Below are 15,701 nucleotides of genomic sequence, written 5' to 3'. Positions count from 1 at the left end.
ATCACTATTACTTGACTGTAGTTTGTCATTTTTTTGATGAAGTTAGCACTTTTTCAGAAACTGTTTTGAAAGTCTCAATAATATAGTCCACTTCTTCATCTCTTAATTTTGTATGAAGAGGGAGGGTAATTTCATTTTCAAAGAAGGCATAGGCCTTAGGATAATTCGCCATATCAAAGCCAAGATTCTTATAGGCTGTCAAGAGAGGAAGCGGTTTGTAGTGTACGTTACTTGCAATTCCTGCTTTGGCCAATTCTTGGATAATAAGATTGCGTTCTTCTAAACTTGCTCCTTCTACATGGGTGATGTAAAGGTGACGACAAGACTCGACTGTGTCAGTCTCATGTGCCAATGGATGGATGCGAGAACCAGCAAAACCACGATCATAACGGTCCACGATGTCCTTACGACGTTGTAGCAAAGCTGGGTAACGGTCCAATTGTACCAAACCAAGTGACGCCATGATATCGGTCATATTGCACTTGTAGGCTGGTGTGACGATATCGTATTCCCATGAACCCAGTTGCATCTTAGCAAGAGCATCCTTAGTTTGACCATGAAGGGAAAGGATTTGAAATTCCTTGTACATCTCTTCATCGTCAATCGCTGGATTGGCCTTCCAAGTCGCACTTCCTCCCTCAGCCGTTGTAAAGTTCTTAACAGCATGGAATGAGAAGGAAGTAAAGTCAGCGATAGAACCAGCTGGTTGTCCTTTATAAGTAGATCCCAAAGCATGGGCACTATCAGAAACAATCACGATACGGTTAAAGGCTTTTTGCCACTTGCTTGACGCAGTAAAGAGATCACGTTTTTTCTCCACAACTTGGAACAAACGATCATAGTCGCAAACAATACCTGCAAGTTCTACTGGGATAATCACCTTGGTCTTTTCAGTAATGGCTTGCTCGAGCAAGTCATAGTCCATCTCAAACGTATCTGCTTGGATATCCACCATGACAGGGGTTGCTCCCACATGCGTAATGACACTACATGAAGCTGTATAGGTCATGGCTGGAACGATGACTTCATCACCAGGTCCCACTTCCAAGACGCGTAAAATCAACTCAAGAGCGGCAGTCGCAGAGTTAAGACAGACAGTCTTAGGCGTCTGTGTATATTGAGACAAGCGACGCTCCAGTTCTTTTGTCTTAGGACCTGTTGTAATCCAACCAGAACGCAGGGTATCCGCTACTTCAGCAATTTCTGCTTCCGTAATATCGGGTGGTGAAAATGGAATATTGTAATTTGGCATTGATTTGCTCCTTTTATCTGTACTCATTCTCTCATGACTACTTTATTTTAGCACTTCAAACACGGTTTGAAACATGATTTTGATGTCTCCAAGGAAACTAAACTCTCGGAGATAGGCGAGGTTATAGCGCATCTTTTCAGGAAGGACGTGTTCGACATAGGCTTGGTCAACCGACAGACCTTTCTCCGTCATTTGACTGATGATAGTGTCCTCATCCTTGTAGTTGATGCTGGCTGGAGAGGTAATCCCTGCTGGCAAAAGCAAGGTTGCCATCATCTCAGGGCTATACTGCTCTGTGTAACGAGGCACTTCAGGACGCGTCCCTACAAAGGACATCTCACCTTTAAGAACATTGACCAACTGAGGCAGTTCGTCCAAACGGACACGGCGGATAAAATTGCCAACCTTGGTAATGCGGCTATCGTTAGCAGAAGTCACCAGACTCCCTTGTTTATCCGCATCCGTCACCATGGTACGGAACTTCCAAATCTTGAAAGGTCGATTGTACTGGGTCACGCGCTCTTGCTTGTAAATCACTGGCCCCTTGCTATCCAACTTGATCCAAATGCTCAAGATGAGAAAGATGGGAGAGGTCAGAACAAGTACAACCAAGGCTAGAACCCAATCCAAGCAACGCTTGAAAATCAGCGAACCCTTCCTTTTAGAGACAAGCTGGTAGTAAGACTCAACCTCGCTTGATTTCATTTCCACGGGCAAGTCTTCCCATTTCAGCATGCTGTTTCTCCTTTGTTTTTATTATACTATTTGTCAACATTTTTCATTATACCACAAAATGGAAAAGGCGGTGAAAGAAATCTGTAATTTGAAGGATTTCCTTCTTTTACTCAATGAAAATCAAAGTACAGCTTTTAGGTTGCAGATAAAGATGACCTAGTTTGAAGAGATTTTCAAAGAGTATTAGGCCATGGCCCCTGCCTGCAAGCTATACATCTTGTGGTAGGTTCCTCCCAAAGCCAAGAGTTCCTCATGAGTTCCACTCTCGATAATGCGTCCCTTATCCAAAACATAAATACAGTTGGCGTCTTGGATGGTCGAAAGGCGGTGAGCGATGGCAATGGTTGTCCGTCCCTGTCTCATCTTAGCCAGAGAAGCTTGAACCAAACTTTCTGTTTCAGAGTCAATATTGGCTGTCGCTTCATCCAAAATCAGAATTTTAGGCTGACTGGCGACTGTTCTAGCAAAGGCAAGAAGCTGGCGCTGTCCAGTTGAAAAACTGGAGCCACGCTCAGAAACAGGGGAATCATAACCCAAAGGAAGTTCCTGAATAAAGGAATCTGCATCCACGAAGGCTGCCGCATCCTGGACCTGCTCATCACTGATCTCTTGGTACATGGCGATATTGGACTTGATAGTCCCGTGATAAAGAAAGGGTTCCTGCAAGACCAGACCAATGTTTTTTCTCAGCTCTTCCTGACTGAAATCCCTGATATCCACATCATCCAAGAGAATTCGCCCTGACTGGAATTCATAAAAGCGCATGAGGACATTGATAATAGAAGATTTCCCAGAACCTGTATGCCCCACAAAGGCAATGGTCTCACCCTTATTAACGGAGAAGGAAATATCATCCAGAATCGGATGTTTCCCATCATAAGAAAAACACACATGTTCAAAACGGATATTGCCTTCTTTGACTTTAGCCTGGCCATTTTCTTGAAGAGGTTCATAGGTCCTCTCGTCTATCAGGGAAAAGACACGACCTGCAGAAACCATAGACGTTTGCAGGGTTGAGAAGTTTTGCGTCACTTCAATCAAGGGATCAAAGAGACGATTGATATACTGGATAAAGGCATACATGGTTCCTGCCGTTATTCCCAGATAAAGACCACGATAGCCAAAATAGGCCATCAAAACAGCGTATCCTAGGAGTTTCAGCAAACTCATGGCAGGGCGCAAAAAGAGGGCATCCAAGGCTACAGAACGGTTGGCATAGACCAAGTGTTCTTGGTTGATTTCATCGAATTCCGCCTGCAGGCGCTTCTCTTGATTAAAGGCCTGGATTATTCTGATTCCCTCGATGTTTTCAGCCAGCTTGCTATTGATATCTGACAAGAGACTTCTGGTTTTCTCAATGATTTTCACTGATTTTTTCCGATAGAGATTGACCAAAAGGAAAATCAAGGGGAGAAAGAGCAAGACTAATGCAGTCAAACGAAAATCCAACACCAACATGGTATAAAGAGTTGTCAGAAAGATGAAAACTGCTGAGATAAAGCTGGACAAAATTCCCGAAAACATATCACTGATGGTCTCGGTGTCATTTGTCAAACGAGAGACGATAGAGCCTGCTGGCGTCTTGTCAAAATAAGACATGCCCAGCTTTTCCATATTGGCAAAGGCATCGCGACGAATATCCCTAACAATACTGTAAGACACGCGCGCAAAGAGAAGATTGCCGACATACTGGACCAGAGTTTGTAGGATATAAAGGCCATAGTAGGCCAGCAAAACGGTCACAGCGAGTTGATTGAGATTGCTGAGATACTGGTCGATAAAGTGGGAAGCCACAAGGGGAATGACACTTTTGATGACCGTCGTCGCTAGGAGAAAACTGAGTGCCAAAAAGGTAAGGAGTCCATAAGGCTTGAGATAAGACATCAAGCGCTTCAATACAGCCCATTGTTCTTTCTTATTCTGCATCTTCTTCTCCTTTCATTTCCAGCTGCTGAGACTGGTAGGTTTGGGCATACCAGCCATCCAAAGCTAGCAAGTCTTCGTGCCTGCCTCGTTCGATAATTTGACCATTTTGCAGGACTAAAATCAGATCTGCATGGACAACTGCACTCAGGCGATGAGCCGTGATAATGGTTGTTTTGTTCTTTCGCGTCTCCTTGAGTTTGTCGATAATCGCATACTCCGTCTTGGCATCCACAGCCGACAAAGAATCATCCAAAATCAAGATATCAGGATCTAAAATCATAGCCCGACTCATGGCCAGACGCTGCTTTTGACCTCCAGAAAGACTGACTCCCTTTTCACCAATCAACGTATCAAATCCCTGAGGCATGTCTACAATGTCTTGATAAACTTGAGCTAGCTTAGTCGCTTCCTCGACCGCTGAAAGGGGCAAGTTAGGATTGCCAAAGCGTATATTGTCTAAGATTGAATTCGCAAAGAGGAACTGGTCCTGAGGAACGTAGCCCATGAGACTACGAAGGTCTGTCAGACGATAATCTCTAATATCATGACCATTTAGATAAATGGCTCCCTTGTCCACATCGTATTCACGCAAGAGGAGTTTGATCAAAGATGTTTTCCCAGAGCCTGTCTGACCGACCAAGCCCAGTGTTTGCCCTTTTTCCAAGCTAAAGTGAATATCCGTCAGTGTTTCCTCATTTTCAAAGGCAAAGCTATCAATATCATACTGCAAGCGCCCGTTTACAATGCCATCTAAAGGAAACTCAGGATCTTGTACAGGTGATTCCTGAGACAAGAGTTCCTCAATCCGCTGGTAGGAAACCTTCCCTCGCTGAGTGATATTAAAGAGGAAACCGATAGCCATAAGAGGCCAAACCAGCATATCCAAGTAGCTGATAAAGGTAACCAGATTTCCAACCGTGATTTTCCCTTCCTGAACCATCAAGGAACCGACCAAAAGCGTTAAAACATAGGAGGAGCCAACAAACAAGAGAACCATGGGGTCAAAGAGACTATCGTATTTCATGGTTTGCAGGTTCTTTTGGAAGGTCAATTCATTGACTGCCTGAAAAGACTCCAGCTCGTCTGCCTGATAACCGAAAGATTTGGTCACTTTGATACCTGATACAGACTCCTGCACCTTGTTATTGAGTTCAGAAAAGGCAGCTTGGGACTCTCCAAAGGCTCTGTGAGTCTTTCTACCTAGACGACTGGTCGCATAGGCCATGAAAGGCAGGGGAAGAATGGCAACCAAGGTCATTTGCCATGAAATGCTAAAGAGCATGGTCAACAAGGTCACTAAAGCTGTGATTGAGGCATCCACCGCTGACATAACCCCTCCCCCTGCCAGACGCGTTAAGGCATTGATATCGTTGGTTGCGTGTGCCATCAGGTCCCCCGTCCTATAGGTTTGATAAAAGGCTGGAGACATTTTTGTGAAATGCTCAAATAAGCGAGAGCGCATAATCTGTCCCAAACGGTAGGAAGTACCGAGGATATACATACGCCAAACATAGCGCAGATAGTACATCCCAAAGGCAGCAAGTAGCAAGTAAAATAGGTCAAGAAGGAGGTCCTGCTGGGTTAATTGTCCCGATGTGATGGCATCAATCACCCGCCCCATGACCATAGGTGGAATGAGATTGAGGACGGAAACCAAGACCAGGGCCACAATTCCGACTAGATAACGGCGTTTTTCTAACTTGAAAAACCACCAAAGTTTTTGAATAATGGACATAAAATCCCTTTCTGATTGCAAATGGAAACCTGAGGCCAAGACCCCAGGTTTTTCTTATTCATAGGTTACAACTGTGACGGCACCCTTGTCATACTCAGCGATAAAGATATTGGCCACATTGTCATGTCCTTGTTTGCTGAGGTTATCAAGCAACCACTCTTCGCTACGACCAATCGATTCCAAGACATCGACTTGGATCACACCGTCAGTCACAACTGGATACTTAGGATTTTCATCTCCCATTTGAACCACGATGAGTTGGCCATTTTGTTCTTGCACAGCTCGTTTAACTTGCTTCATCTGGAAAATCCCTTGGCTACGAAGTTTGAGGGCTACATCCGATGCAGACAAGCCAACTGAACGACAGGCTTCTGGGTCAATCTGCCCATTTTTGATGAGGAGAGTTGGTTTCCCATCAATCAAGCGTTTGACAAAGCGAACATTGTTATTGAGCCACTTTAGGGTCAAAACCAAAATCGTCCACATCATCAAAATCACTGTGTATTGCAGGATACTGATTGAACTATTGTAAATTACCCCACCGATGATACCACCAAGAACATAGTTCTGAATTTGGTCTGTAGCAGAGTTAGGTGCTAGATTCCCCTTTCCTGTCACATTAATAACAAAAACAAGAGAGAAAAGACCCAAGGCCAGTTTGATTAAAATTTCCATATAGTTGAGTGTCATTTGTTTACCTCCACCAATTCAATAGCGTCTGTTTGATTCAATTCTAATTTCTCTAAAAGATACTTGTCTGGTTGGCTCCCGTTCATGGCGCGGTAGAAATTTGGACCTACCTTGACAAGCGCTCCATCAGTGGCAGCTGAAGTATTAACGTAAACTTCTGATTTATCCACCCCCAAGTCTTTGGAAACAACCTCTATGAAATGAAGGGAGGTTTGAAATTGATTGTTAGAGGCTTGATTGGTCTGGTATTTTGAAATTGTCACTAAAAGCATGGCCACTAAGGTCAAGGCCAAAATCATGACCAATTCCCGAAACTTAGTCCCCTTTTTATCTCGATAGGCCTTAAAGGCAAAAAATCCTGTGATAGCTAGGAGAACAATTCCAAAGCCAATCATGATTCCATTTTGTTGACTGATTTGGCTAAGCACATAGTCATATGAGTAAAATTTCATTTATTTTCACTCCCTTTCATAAAATCATTCTTAATTATAAACGAAAGAGAGTGATTTTTCAAGCCATACGTTGGGGAAATAGACTTATCAGACCAACTTCTCTAACTAATGACTACAGTAGCTATTTCAAGATTCTGATTTTGATAATTGATATGAATAAACACCAGGCATCAACACCACAAGTAGAAGTGTCAAGAAAAACACCCAGTAAACATATAGTTGAACAAAGGAATTTAGAAACAATAACAATCCTCCTAATACCCAAATTTTTCCAGCTAGACGATGCGTTTTTCTCCAGTTTTCATCATTCTCCAAGGTCCACGGTAGTCGAATACCGATTATATAATTTCGGTGTGTTTTTGGTAGATAATTTCCAATTACGATCATCACGACTCCCATAAAAATCTGAGCTAGTAGCCCACTCATCATGGAATAACCCAAAGATTCTCCGAAGATAGAAATCATTAATAGACAAGATACAAAGGGAATAATCCAGTAAATCAAAACTTGTATTTTTGAACTGATATTGCTAGATTTAGGATCCTTAATCATTAAAAATAGAAGCAACCAATGCATCAAAAGCATGAGAGTAGGTAATCCAAAGATAGCAGACATTTTATGATTGTAGCCATCCGCTTGCCCCAGTAGATTAAAATGAGTGGGTATCTCCTCTGGTAATTGATTCCAGAAAACACAACCTACAAGGGAAGGTAGTAGGATGAGAATGCTCGTAAATAATACCAATTTCTTATTGATTTTTATCTTCATCAAAATGATCTCCTTTCAGATCTGCTAGCCAAACCATTATATCCTCTAAAACCGATGTATTTAACTCATAATAAATAAAGTTTTTTTCTTTCATTTCATGAATCAAATCCGCTGCTTTCAAAATCGTGAGATGGTGTGAAATAGTTGCACCTGTCAACTCGAATTGACTGGCAATTTCTCCTGCAGATAATCTACCTGCTTTGAGTAAATTTAAAATCTCTCTCCTAACTGGATGAGATAAAGCTTTAAAACTATTTGCAAAACTCATAATGACTCCTTTCCCTTTGTAATATTAGTAGGGCTAGGAATAAGCAAGGTAGAACTGATAGCATTCCGGTCGGTGATGGGCCTAAAATCAAGAGGTTTGAAACTTTTTCTCCTGGTAATTGAAATAGTAACCCAATACCGGCAGTTGCATTGATTGCCCCATGAAATAGGGCAGAAGCCCAGATAGAACCTGTCTTTTCCAACAACCAGCTCAACAATATTCCTAGGCTAAAACAAAATAGAAACATAGCAACAACTCCCAAAACAGGATAATCAAAATAAGTAAGACCATAATTATATCCTTGCAAATTGATTGGTAGATGCCAAAGACTCCAAATGAGACCAAGCAAGACATGAGTCTGGACTATTGAAAAGCGTCCTCTTAGAGCTGGGTAAAGATAGCCACGCCAACCAATTTCCTCTCCCAATGCAAAAAAACTATTAAAAAAAGGAGCGTAGGTCAAACTAGCTAGGATTTGAATCAAGGCTAAGAAAGATAAGGGAATGGCTGATTGAGAGACACCTTTTTCTTGTAAGATGGCTTGAATAGATTCAAAACCAAGGCTGAAATTGCTAGGGAATACAAGAAAATAAAGTCCCGCTCCTAAAAAACTGATGACTGCTGGTAACCAGATAGCTAGTAAGTAAAAGTGCCAGTTGCTCTTGAGATTCACAACTAATTTAGATTTGATTCCACTAGGTTGATTCGTGATTTTCCCTAAGAGAAAGACTGCAAGTGCAGGCATCCACATGGCTACAATACTAGCAAGTTGACTCCATGGAGAATTTAGACCAACACCACTTAGCCATAGTGTCAACCATACTATCCAAGCAAGGCCATAAGCCAAGACCACAAAAAGAAGGATTGTTCTCTTATTTGACATATTTGTACACTTCACTTTCTATTTAGATGTTTTTCTAAATAACATTATACACCTTTCCATTCTAAACACAAGATCTATTTAGATTTTTTTCTAAATAGTTTAGGGAATTTTTATTTTCTCAGAATAAAGTCTAAAGAGTAATTTTCAAACCATACGTTGGGGAAATAGGCCTTTTTTTGGTATAATAAAATCTATAATCTGAATGAAAAAGGTAACTTTATGAAACTTATCTCATGGAATATTGATTCCCTCAATGCTGCCCTAACTAGTGACTCAGCTCGTGCCAAATTGTCCCAAGAAGTCCTACAAACCTTGGTCGCTGAAAATGCTGATATCATTGCTATCCAAGAAACCAAGCTTTCTGCCAAAGGGCCTACAAAGAAACACTTGGAAATTTTAGAAGAACTCTTCCCAGACTACGAAAACACGTGGCGTTCTTCTCAAGAGCCTGCCCGTAAAGGCTATGCTGGAACCATGTTCCTCTATAAGAAAGAACTCACACCCACTGTCACTTTCCCAGAAATCGGTGCTCCGTCTACCATGGACTTGGAAGGCCGTATCATCACTCTAGAATTTGATGAATTTTTCGTAACCCAAGTTTACACACCAAATGCTGGCGATGGACTCAAACGCTTGGAAGAACGTCAAGTCTGGGATGTCAAATATGCGGAATATTTGGCTGAACTAGACAAAGAAAAACCAGTCCTTGCAACCGGTGACTACAATGTAGCCCACAATGAAATCGACCTTGCAAATCCTGCCAGCAACCGCCGTTCACCAGGATTTACAGACGAGGAACGTGCTGGATTTACCAACCTCTTGGCAACTGGATTTACCGATACTTTCCGTCATGTTCACGGCGATGTCCCCGAACGCTACACTTGGTGGGCACAGCGCAGCAAGACTTCTAAAATCAACAATACAGGCTGGAGAATCGACTACTGGCTGACAAGCAACCGCGTGGCTGACAAGGTCACTAAATCCGATATGATTGACTCAGGTGCTCGCCAAGACCACACACCCATTGTCATGGAGATTGAACTCTAAGGAGAAAGTGAATGGACTATCAAGCTGTCATTCCTGAATTTGTAGTATCTGACATCGAAAAATCACGCCACTTCTACTGCGACCTGCTAGGATTCTCTGTCGAATACGAGCGTCCAGAGGAGAAATTTCTCTTCCTCTCGCTTGAAGACTGCCAACTTATGCTAGAAGAAGGAAGCGCAGAAGAATTAGCTCAGCTGACCTATCCTTTCGGGCGCGGTGTCAATATTTCCTTTGGCATTGCAAATGTTCCTCAGCTCCACCAAAAACTGCTGGAAGCTGACTATCCTATCCATCGTCCCCTGACAAAAAGAGAATTTCGAGTAGGAGATAGCTTTATATATCCTCATGAATTTGCAGTTTTAGATCCAGATGGCTATTTTTTAAGATTTAGCGAGTAGACAATAGAAAAAATCTTTCAAATCAGAAAAAGGCATATTGTCAGGTCTTGAAGAATCTTGATAATGTGCCTTTGATGATGGAAAAATCTTCTAAATGTTAGCCTAAAATTGATAATTTGTCCATTTTTCTTCAATTTGTTCGTTTTTTATTACAAAACACTAACAAAACATTTGATTTCTAAAGTCATTTGGTGTAAAATAAAAACATTGGAACAAGCCTATTTAAAATTAAATATCGTTTTACTTGTTTATGTCGTGAATTGGCACGACGTTTCTACAAGGTGCCGGAACACCTAACAATAAGTAAGTCAGCTTGAGGGGATGGTCTTTTTCGACATGCCTATTTTAGGGACTTGCTTAGAGATTAAGTAGGTCCTTTTTCTATCGGTTTTTACTATATAGAAATCTGAAACAAGAAAACGTAGTGGCTTTTAGACTTTAGGAGGTCTTATGAAACTATTAGAAGAGCGCATCCTCAAGGATGGGCATATCTTGGGTGATAACATCCTCAAGGTGGATTCCTTTTTAACCCACCAAGTTGACTTTAGCTTGATGCGAGAGATTGGTAAGGTCTTTGCGGAAAAATTTGCTTCTGCTGGCATTACTAAGGTCGTAACCATTGAAGCGTCAGGTATTGCCCCAGCCGTTTTTACAGCTGAGGCCTTAAACGTTCCCATGATTTTTGCTAAAAAAGCTAAGAACATCACTATGAACGAAGGTATCTTAACTGCCGAAGTTTACTCCTTTACCAAGCAAGTGAGCAGCACCGTTTCTATCGCTGGAAAATTCCTCTCACCAGAGGACAAGGTCTTGATTATCGACGATTTCCTTGCTAATGGCCAAGCTGCCAAAGGCTTGATTCAAATCATCGAACAAGCTGGTGCCACAGTCGAAGCTATCGGTATCGTGATTGAAAAATCTTTCCAAGATGGCCGTGATTTGCTTGAAAAAGCAGGCTACCCTGTTCTATCACTCGCTCGTTTGGATCGTTTTGAAAATGGTCAAGTCGTATTTAAGGAGGCAGATCTCTAATGCAAACTCAAGAAAAACATTCGCAAGCAGCCGTTCTTGGCTTGCAACACTTACTAGCCATGTACTCAGGATCCATCCTGGTTCCTATCATGATTGCGACAGCCCTTGGCTATTCAACTGAGCAGTTGACCTACCTGATTTCCACAGATATCTTCATGTGTGGGGTGGCAACCTTCCTCCAACTCCAACTCAACAAATACTTTGGGATTGGACTCCCAGTCGTTCTTGGAGTTGCTTTCCAATCCGTCGCTCCCTTGATTATGATTGGGCAAAGCCATGGTAGTGGTGCTATGTTTGGTGCCCTTATCGCATCAGGGATTTACGTGGTTCTTGTTTCAGGCATCTTCTCAAAAGTTGCCAATCTCTTCCCATCTATCGTAACAGGATCTGTTATTACCACGATTGGTTTAACCTTGATTCCTGTCGCTATTGGAAATATGGGAAATAACGTTCCAGAGCCAACTAGTCAATGTCTCTTGCTTGCAGCTATCACTGTTCTAATTATCCTCTTGATTAACATCTTTACCAAAGGATTTATCAAGTCTATCTCTATTTTGATTGGTCTGGTTGTTGGAACTGCCATTGCTGCCAGCATGGGCTTGGTTGACTTCTCTCCTGTTGCAGCAGCACCACTTGTCCATGTCCCAACTCCACTCTACTTTGGGATGCCAACCTTTGAAATCTCATCTATTGTAATGATGTGTATCATCGCAACAGTATCTATGGTTGAGTCGACTGGTGTTTACCTAGCCTTGTCTGATATCACGAAAGACCCAATCGACAGCACGCGCCTTCGCAACGGTTACCGCGCAGAAGGTTTGGCCGTACTTCTCGGAGGAATCTTTAACACCTTCCCTTACACAGGATTTTCACAAAACGTTGGTTTGGTTAAATTGTCAGGTATCAAGACTCGCCTGCCAATCTACTACGCAGCTGGTTTCCTGGTTCTCCTTGGACTCCTTCCTAAGTTTGGCGCCCTTGCCCAAATCATTCCAAGCCCTGTCCTCGGTGGTGCCATGCTGGTGATGTTTGGTTTTGTATCTATTCAAGGGATGCAAATCCTCGCTCGTGTTGACTTTGCTAACAATGAACACAACTTTCTTATCGCAGCAGTTTCCATCGCTGCAGGTGTCGGACTCAACAACAGTAATCTCTTTATCAGCATGCCGACAGCCTTCCAAATGTTCTTCTCAAACGGAATCGTCGTAGCCAGTCTACTCGCCATTGTCCTCAATGCAGTATTAAATCATAAAAAGAAATAAGAAAAAGAGGTGCGAGCCTCTTTTTGTTTATCTATATCTATATCCTTACCTGTCTATCTTCTGACCGCTGGCCTGTGACAAACATGGTGAAGGTTGCCTTGCAGACATTTCTGCCCTCTTGATTGGTAATATCAACATCCACGACACAGGTTGTACGACCTTGATGGACACATTCTCCTTTAATGGTCAGCACATCGTCGAGTTTTCCTGCCTTAAGGTAGTTGATAGAGGACTGGAGTGTCACTCCATCTAGCCCCAGCGAGATGACCACCAAACCGCTGATCTGGTCACAAAGGGTAAAGAGATAGCCTCCATGGGCATTGCCATAGTAGTTGAGCGACGAGTCCACTACTTTGGTCGTCACCACAACGTGACCATCTCTCATTTGTTCAATTTCGTAATTTTCAAAGGCAGATATAGCGTCAAAATGAAAATCTTTCATCGTTTCCTCCTGATATTTCAAACGACACTATGATACTACTTTTTATAGGACTATGCAAGGAGAAAGCTCCTAGTCTGGTAAAATTCCGACCTGTTCCACAAAGCGCATAAAGGCTGTCTGCCCTTGTTCCGTCTGCTTGTAGACTCCTGCATCCTCAAGTACACGCGCAAAGATAGCACCAACAGAGTCCTTGACGATTTCAAGAGCTTTTTCTTTATCTGTTATGTCTGGATATTGGGCTCTAAGTCGGTCTACCCATTCCTGATGATAAGAGGCAACCGTATCAGCTTCTCCTACAAGATAGCTAGCGACTTGCTCCACTTCTTCTTTTAGACGTGGTGGCAAGATTGCCAAGCCCATGACCTCAATCAAGCCGATATTTTCCTTCTTGATATGTTGAACATCATTGTGAGGATGATAGATGCCATCAGGATGTTCTGCAGAAGTCTGATTGTCTCTCAAGACTAAGTCCAACTCAAACTGTCCATCACGCTTACGCGCTATAGGTGTAATGGTATGATGCGGTATCCCGTCTGTTTCTGCCAAAATCTGCACTGCAGGATCTGAATACTGGCGCCATTCCTGCAAAATCTTGTCAGCCAAGTTGATTAGTTCCTCTTTGGAATCCGAAGTCAAACGTAGGACAGACATAGGCCACTTGACAATCCCAGCCTTGACCTGTTCAAAACCAGTAAAAGAGAAAGTCTTTTGCAAGGGAGCCAATTCCATAGGAAATACGTGACGGCCTCCCTGATAATGATCATGAGTTAGAATAGAGCCCCCCACAATCGGCAAGTCGGCATTAGATCCAGCAAAATAGCCCGGAAACTGCTCTACGATAGCTAGCAGACGCTCAAAACTCTGACGACTGATAGCCATGGGACGATGCTGGCCATCTAAGAAAATACAGTGCTCATTAAAGTAAGCATAGGGCGAATACTGGAACCCCCACTCCTGACCCGCCATTTCAAAGCGGATAATACGGTGGTTGCTACGAGCTGGGTGGTTGACCCGACCATGATAGCCCTCATTCTCTAGACAAAGCTGACACTGAGGATAATTACTAGCTTGCACCAACTTGGCTGCCGCAATCTCTTTGGGATCCTTTTCAGGCTTAGAGAGATTGATAGTAATTTCAAGTTCACCGTAATCAGATGGAACACGATAAGCAATATTTTTAGCAATGGCCTTGAGTTTGATGTAGTCATTTTTCTGACTGAGTTGGTAAAAATCCTCTATCGATTGCTCAGGAGATCGGGCGTAGGTTGCCCAAAAGTCACGATTGACCTGACTTGGACAAGGGGTCACCAAGTCCATCAGTTCAGCACCGAGGATTTCACGCTCAGTCTGACTATCCTCAATCGTTTCTAATCGAACAGCTTCCTCAACCAGCTGGTCCTTGAGGTCAATCACTTTATCCAGATTGGTCTCAACTTCCAAAACACCGTCTCCCACTCGTGCCAAGACACGATTGGTCAGGTAGATTCGATCCATTTCCTCAAATGAACTTTCAGAAATGACATGTGTTACAAATTTATCTACTAAGGTCACTATAGAGCCTCCTTTTGACTAGTCAAGGACGCGAGTGCCACCTGCAACTTCAGCGATATAGAAGCTTGGAGCGTATCCAACTACTTCCTCGTAGTGTTTGCCAACAGCTTCCTTAAAGGCATCAACAGCATCTTTTTGAACCAAGGCAATGGCACATCCACCAAAACCTGCCCCTGTCATACGAGCACCGAGAACACCTTCTTGTGTCCAAGCTGTGTGAACAAGAGTATCCAATTCCAAACCAGTTACTTCATAGTCATGCTCCAGAGAAACGTGTGACGCATTCATCAAACGACCAAATGTTTCCAAATCTCCTGCTTGAAGGGCTACTTGAGCTTTGAGGGTACGTTGGTTTTCAAGCACAGCATGGCGAGCACGTTTCAAACGATTTTCATCTTTAATCAGATAGCTGTATTGGTCAAAGGCCCACTCATCCAATTCACCCAAGGTCTGAATATCTAAAGCAACTTGCAATTCTTCCACTGCTTTTTCACACTCAGCACGACGTTCATTGTATTTAGAATCCGCCAATTCACGGCGTTTGTTAGTGTTCATGATAACAACGACATTGTCCTTCAAATCAAGTGGTACCAAATCATACTCTAAGTTGTTGGTATCAAGGTAAATAGCACGTTGATCAGCCCCCATACCAATAGCAAATTGGTCCATGATACCAGAGTTGACTCCGATAAAGTTATTTTCTGTTTGTTTTCCAATTTTAACCAAATCGAGACGCTCTAATTTTAAATCAAAGAGATGCTCTGCCACGACTCCTGTCAAGAGTTCAAGGGATGCTGAAGAAGACAAGCCAGCACCATTTGGGATATTCCCATAAACATAAAAATCAAAACCTTTGTCAATCACGTGTCCAGCTTCTTGCAAGAAATGAAGGACACCTTTTGGATAGTTGGTCCAGTTGTGCTCTTTTTCAAACTTGAGGTCGGCGAGAGGCACTTCGATAATACCCTTGTCCTCAAAGTTAGCTGAGTAGAAACGTAAAACTTGGTCGTCACGCTTACGAGCTGCACCGTAAGTTCCCAAGGAAATAGCAGCAGGAAAAACGTGCCCACCGTTGTAGTCTGTGTGTTCACCAATCAAATTGATACGACCTGGTGAAAAGAAAGTTTGGTCTGCTTCTTGACCAAAAACAGCAAGAAAGTCTTTGCGAAGAGTTTCAGCAGTAAGATGTTGTGTCATATGATTTCTCCTTTTACTGTCCGTTAAGTCACCTTAACGTGTAATCGTTTTCTTCTATTGTAT

General features: G+C 42.7%; 16 protein-coding genes and 1 riboswitch. Of the genes, 4 read left to right on the top strand and 12 right to left on the bottom strand.

The window, feature by feature from the left end:
- Positions 1 to 25 precede the first annotated feature (25 nt).
- The 9 genes from STYK_RS02455 to STYK_RS02415 all read right to left on the bottom strand — a co-directional run bounded on the left by STYK_RS02455 (position 26) and on the right by STYK_RS02415 (position 8,709).
- On the bottom strand, positions 26 to 1,252 hold the full coding sequence (locus STYK_RS02455; protein WP_261805160.1) for a DegT/DnrJ/EryC1/StrS family aminotransferase: 1,227 nt from the start codon (positions 1,250 to 1,252) through the stop codon (positions 26 to 28).
- A gap of 42 nt (positions 1,253 to 1,294) precedes the next feature.
- Positions 1,295 to 1,987 carry a sugar transferase gene (locus STYK_RS02450; RefSeq protein WP_049502473.1) on the bottom strand — a complete coding sequence of 231 codons (693 nt, stop codon included), beginning with the start codon at positions 1,985 to 1,987 and terminating at the stop codon, positions 1,295 to 1,297.
- 183 nt (positions 1,988 to 2,170) lie between these two features.
- Positions 2,171 to 3,913, bottom strand: coding sequence for an ABC transporter ATP-binding protein (locus tag STYK_RS02445; RefSeq protein WP_261805159.1), 1,743 nt, complete (start codon positions 3,911 to 3,913; stop codon positions 2,171 to 2,173).
- Positions 3,903 to 5,648, bottom strand: coding sequence for an ABC transporter ATP-binding protein (locus STYK_RS02440; protein WP_033684820.1), 1,746 nt, complete (start codon positions 5,646 to 5,648; stop codon positions 3,903 to 3,905). The genes STYK_RS02445 and STYK_RS02440 overlap by 11 nt, the downstream gene beginning before the upstream one ends.
- Before the next feature lie 54 nt (positions 5,649 to 5,702).
- On the bottom strand, positions 5,703 to 6,338 hold the full coding sequence (locus tag STYK_RS02435; RefSeq protein WP_020901636.1) for a DUF421 domain-containing protein: 636 nt from the start codon (positions 6,336 to 6,338) through the stop codon (positions 5,703 to 5,705).
- Positions 6,335 to 6,790, bottom strand: a complete 456-nt coding sequence (locus STYK_RS02430) for a DUF3290 family protein (protein ID WP_000675332.1) — start codon at positions 6,788 to 6,790, stop codon at positions 6,335 to 6,337. Before STYK_RS02430 ends, STYK_RS02435 begins: the two co-directional genes overlap by 4 nt.
- Positions 6,791 to 6,916: 126 nt before the next feature.
- Positions 6,917 to 7,558: an SdpI family protein gene (locus STYK_RS02425; protein ID WP_082242398.1), complete on the bottom strand. Its 642-nt coding sequence runs from the start codon at positions 7,556 to 7,558 to the stop codon at positions 6,917 to 6,919.
- The gene (locus STYK_RS02420; RefSeq protein ID WP_000006509.1) at positions 7,539 to 7,826 is read right to left on the bottom strand and encodes an autorepressor SdpR family transcription factor; all 288 of its coding nucleotides are present in this window, start codon (positions 7,824 to 7,826) and stop codon (positions 7,539 to 7,541) included. The genes STYK_RS02425 and STYK_RS02420 overlap by 20 nt, the downstream gene beginning before the upstream one ends.
- Complete coding sequence (locus STYK_RS02415; protein WP_261805158.1) at positions 7,810 to 8,709, bottom strand: CPBP family intramembrane glutamic endopeptidase; 900 nt, start codon at positions 8,707 to 8,709, stop codon at positions 7,810 to 7,812. Before STYK_RS02415 ends, STYK_RS02420 begins: the two co-directional genes overlap by 17 nt.
- Before the next feature lie 219 nt (positions 8,710 to 8,928).
- Between STYK_RS02415 and STYK_RS02410 the strand changes: the two genes are divergently transcribed.
- The 4 genes from STYK_RS02410 to STYK_RS02395 all read left to right on the top strand — a co-directional run bounded on the left by STYK_RS02410 (position 8,929) and on the right by STYK_RS02395 (position 12,448).
- Positions 8,929 to 9,756 carry an exodeoxyribonuclease III gene (locus STYK_RS02410; protein ID WP_261805157.1) on the top strand — a complete coding sequence of 276 codons (828 nt, stop codon included), beginning with the start codon at positions 8,929 to 8,931 and terminating at the stop codon, positions 9,754 to 9,756.
- An 11-nt stretch (positions 9,757 to 9,767) separates the two neighbouring features.
- Positions 9,768 to 10,154 carry a bleomycin resistance protein gene (locus tag STYK_RS02405; protein ID WP_101782369.1) on the top strand — a complete coding sequence of 129 codons (387 nt, stop codon included), beginning with the start codon at positions 9,768 to 9,770 and terminating at the stop codon, positions 10,152 to 10,154.
- A gap of 224 nt (positions 10,155 to 10,378) precedes the next feature.
- A riboswitch (purine riboswitch) is annotated at positions 10,379 to 10,474 on the top strand.
- A 130-nt stretch (positions 10,475 to 10,604) separates the two neighbouring features.
- The gene (locus STYK_RS02400) at positions 10,605 to 11,186 is read left to right on the top strand and encodes a xanthine phosphoribosyltransferase (protein WP_261805156.1); all 582 of its coding nucleotides are present in this window, start codon (positions 10,605 to 10,607) and stop codon (positions 11,184 to 11,186) included.
- A complete protein-coding gene (locus tag STYK_RS02395) occupies positions 11,186 to 12,448 on the top strand; it encodes a nucleobase:cation symporter-2 family protein (protein ID WP_261805155.1) in 1,263 nt (420 codons plus the stop codon). Before STYK_RS02400 ends, STYK_RS02395 begins: the two co-directional genes overlap by 1 nt.
- A 37-nt stretch (positions 12,449 to 12,485) precedes the next feature.
- Here STYK_RS02395 and STYK_RS02390 read toward each other — a convergent pair whose 3' ends face one another.
- The 3 genes from STYK_RS02390 to STYK_RS02380 form a co-directional block, all read right to left on the bottom strand.
- A complete protein-coding gene (locus tag STYK_RS02390; protein WP_000651223.1) occupies positions 12,486 to 12,890 on the bottom strand; it encodes a PaaI family thioesterase in 405 nt (134 codons plus the stop codon).
- Between the two features lie 69 nt (positions 12,891 to 12,959).
- Positions 12,960 to 14,441, bottom strand: coding sequence for a UDP-glucose--hexose-1-phosphate uridylyltransferase (locus STYK_RS02385; RefSeq protein WP_261805154.1), 1,482 nt, complete (start codon positions 14,439 to 14,441; stop codon positions 12,960 to 12,962).
- 18 nt (positions 14,442 to 14,459) lie between these two features.
- Positions 14,460 to 15,638: a galactokinase gene (locus tag STYK_RS02380; protein ID WP_261805153.1), complete on the bottom strand. Its 1,179-nt coding sequence runs from the start codon at positions 15,636 to 15,638 to the stop codon at positions 14,460 to 14,462.
- Between the last annotated feature and the right edge of the window lie 63 nt (positions 15,639 to 15,701).

The sequence above is a fragment of the Streptococcus toyakuensis genome (assembly GCF_024346585.1).
GTDB lineage: Bacteria > Bacillota > Bacilli > Lactobacillales > Streptococcaceae > Streptococcus > Streptococcus toyakuensis.
Note: the sequence above shows the minus strand (reverse complement) of the source record. Positions and strands in the feature narration are given on the sequence as shown.

Bases quoted from the DNA above. Each gene is read 5' to 3' on its own strand.
- STYK_RS02420 (WP_000006509.1), bottom strand. From the start codon at position 7,826: ATGAGTTTTGCAAATAGTTTTAAAGCTTTATCTCATCCAGTTAGGAGA.
- STYK_RS02390 (WP_000651223.1), bottom strand. From the start codon at position 12,890: ATGAAAGATTTTCATTTTGACGCTATATCTGCCTTTGAAAATTACGAA.
- STYK_RS02400 (WP_261805156.1), top strand. From the start codon at position 10,605: ATGAAACTATTAGAAGAGCGCATCCTCAAGGATGGGCATATCTTGGGT.
- STYK_RS02410 (WP_261805157.1), top strand. From the start codon at position 8,929: ATGAAACTTATCTCATGGAATATTGATTCCCTCAATGCTGCCCTAACT.
- STYK_RS02435 (WP_020901636.1), bottom strand. From the start codon at position 6,338: ATGACACTCAACTATATGGAAATTTTAATCAAACTGGCCTTGGGTCTT.
- STYK_RS02380 (WP_261805153.1), bottom strand. From the start codon at position 15,638: ATGACACAACATCTTACTGCTGAAACTCTTCGCAAAGACTTTCTTGCT.
- STYK_RS02425 (WP_082242398.1), bottom strand. From the start codon at position 7,558: ATGAAGATAAAAATCAATAAGAAATTGGTATTATTTACGAGCATTCTC.
- STYK_RS02415 (WP_261805158.1), bottom strand. From the start codon at position 8,709: ATGTCAAATAAGAGAACAATCCTTCTTTTTGTGGTCTTGGCTTATGGC.
- STYK_RS02455 (WP_261805160.1), bottom strand. From the start codon at position 1,252: ATGCCAAATTACAATATTCCATTTTCACCACCCGATATTACGGAAGCA.
- STYK_RS02445 (WP_261805159.1), bottom strand. From the start codon at position 3,913: ATGCAGAATAAGAAAGAACAATGGGCTGTATTGAAGCGCTTGATGTCT.
- STYK_RS02405 (WP_101782369.1), top strand. From the start codon at position 9,768: ATGGACTATCAAGCTGTCATTCCTGAATTTGTAGTATCTGACATCGAA.
- STYK_RS02450 (WP_049502473.1), bottom strand. From the start codon at position 1,987: ATGCTGAAATGGGAAGACTTGCCCGTGGAAATGAAATCAAGCGAGGTT.
- STYK_RS02440 (WP_033684820.1), bottom strand. From the start codon at position 5,648: ATGTCCATTATTCAAAAACTTTGGTGGTTTTTCAAGTTAGAAAAACGC.
- STYK_RS02430 (WP_000675332.1), bottom strand. From the start codon at position 6,790: ATGAAATTTTACTCATATGACTATGTGCTTAGCCAAATCAGTCAACAA.
- STYK_RS02395 (WP_261805155.1), top strand. From the start codon at position 11,186: ATGCAAACTCAAGAAAAACATTCGCAAGCAGCCGTTCTTGGCTTGCAA.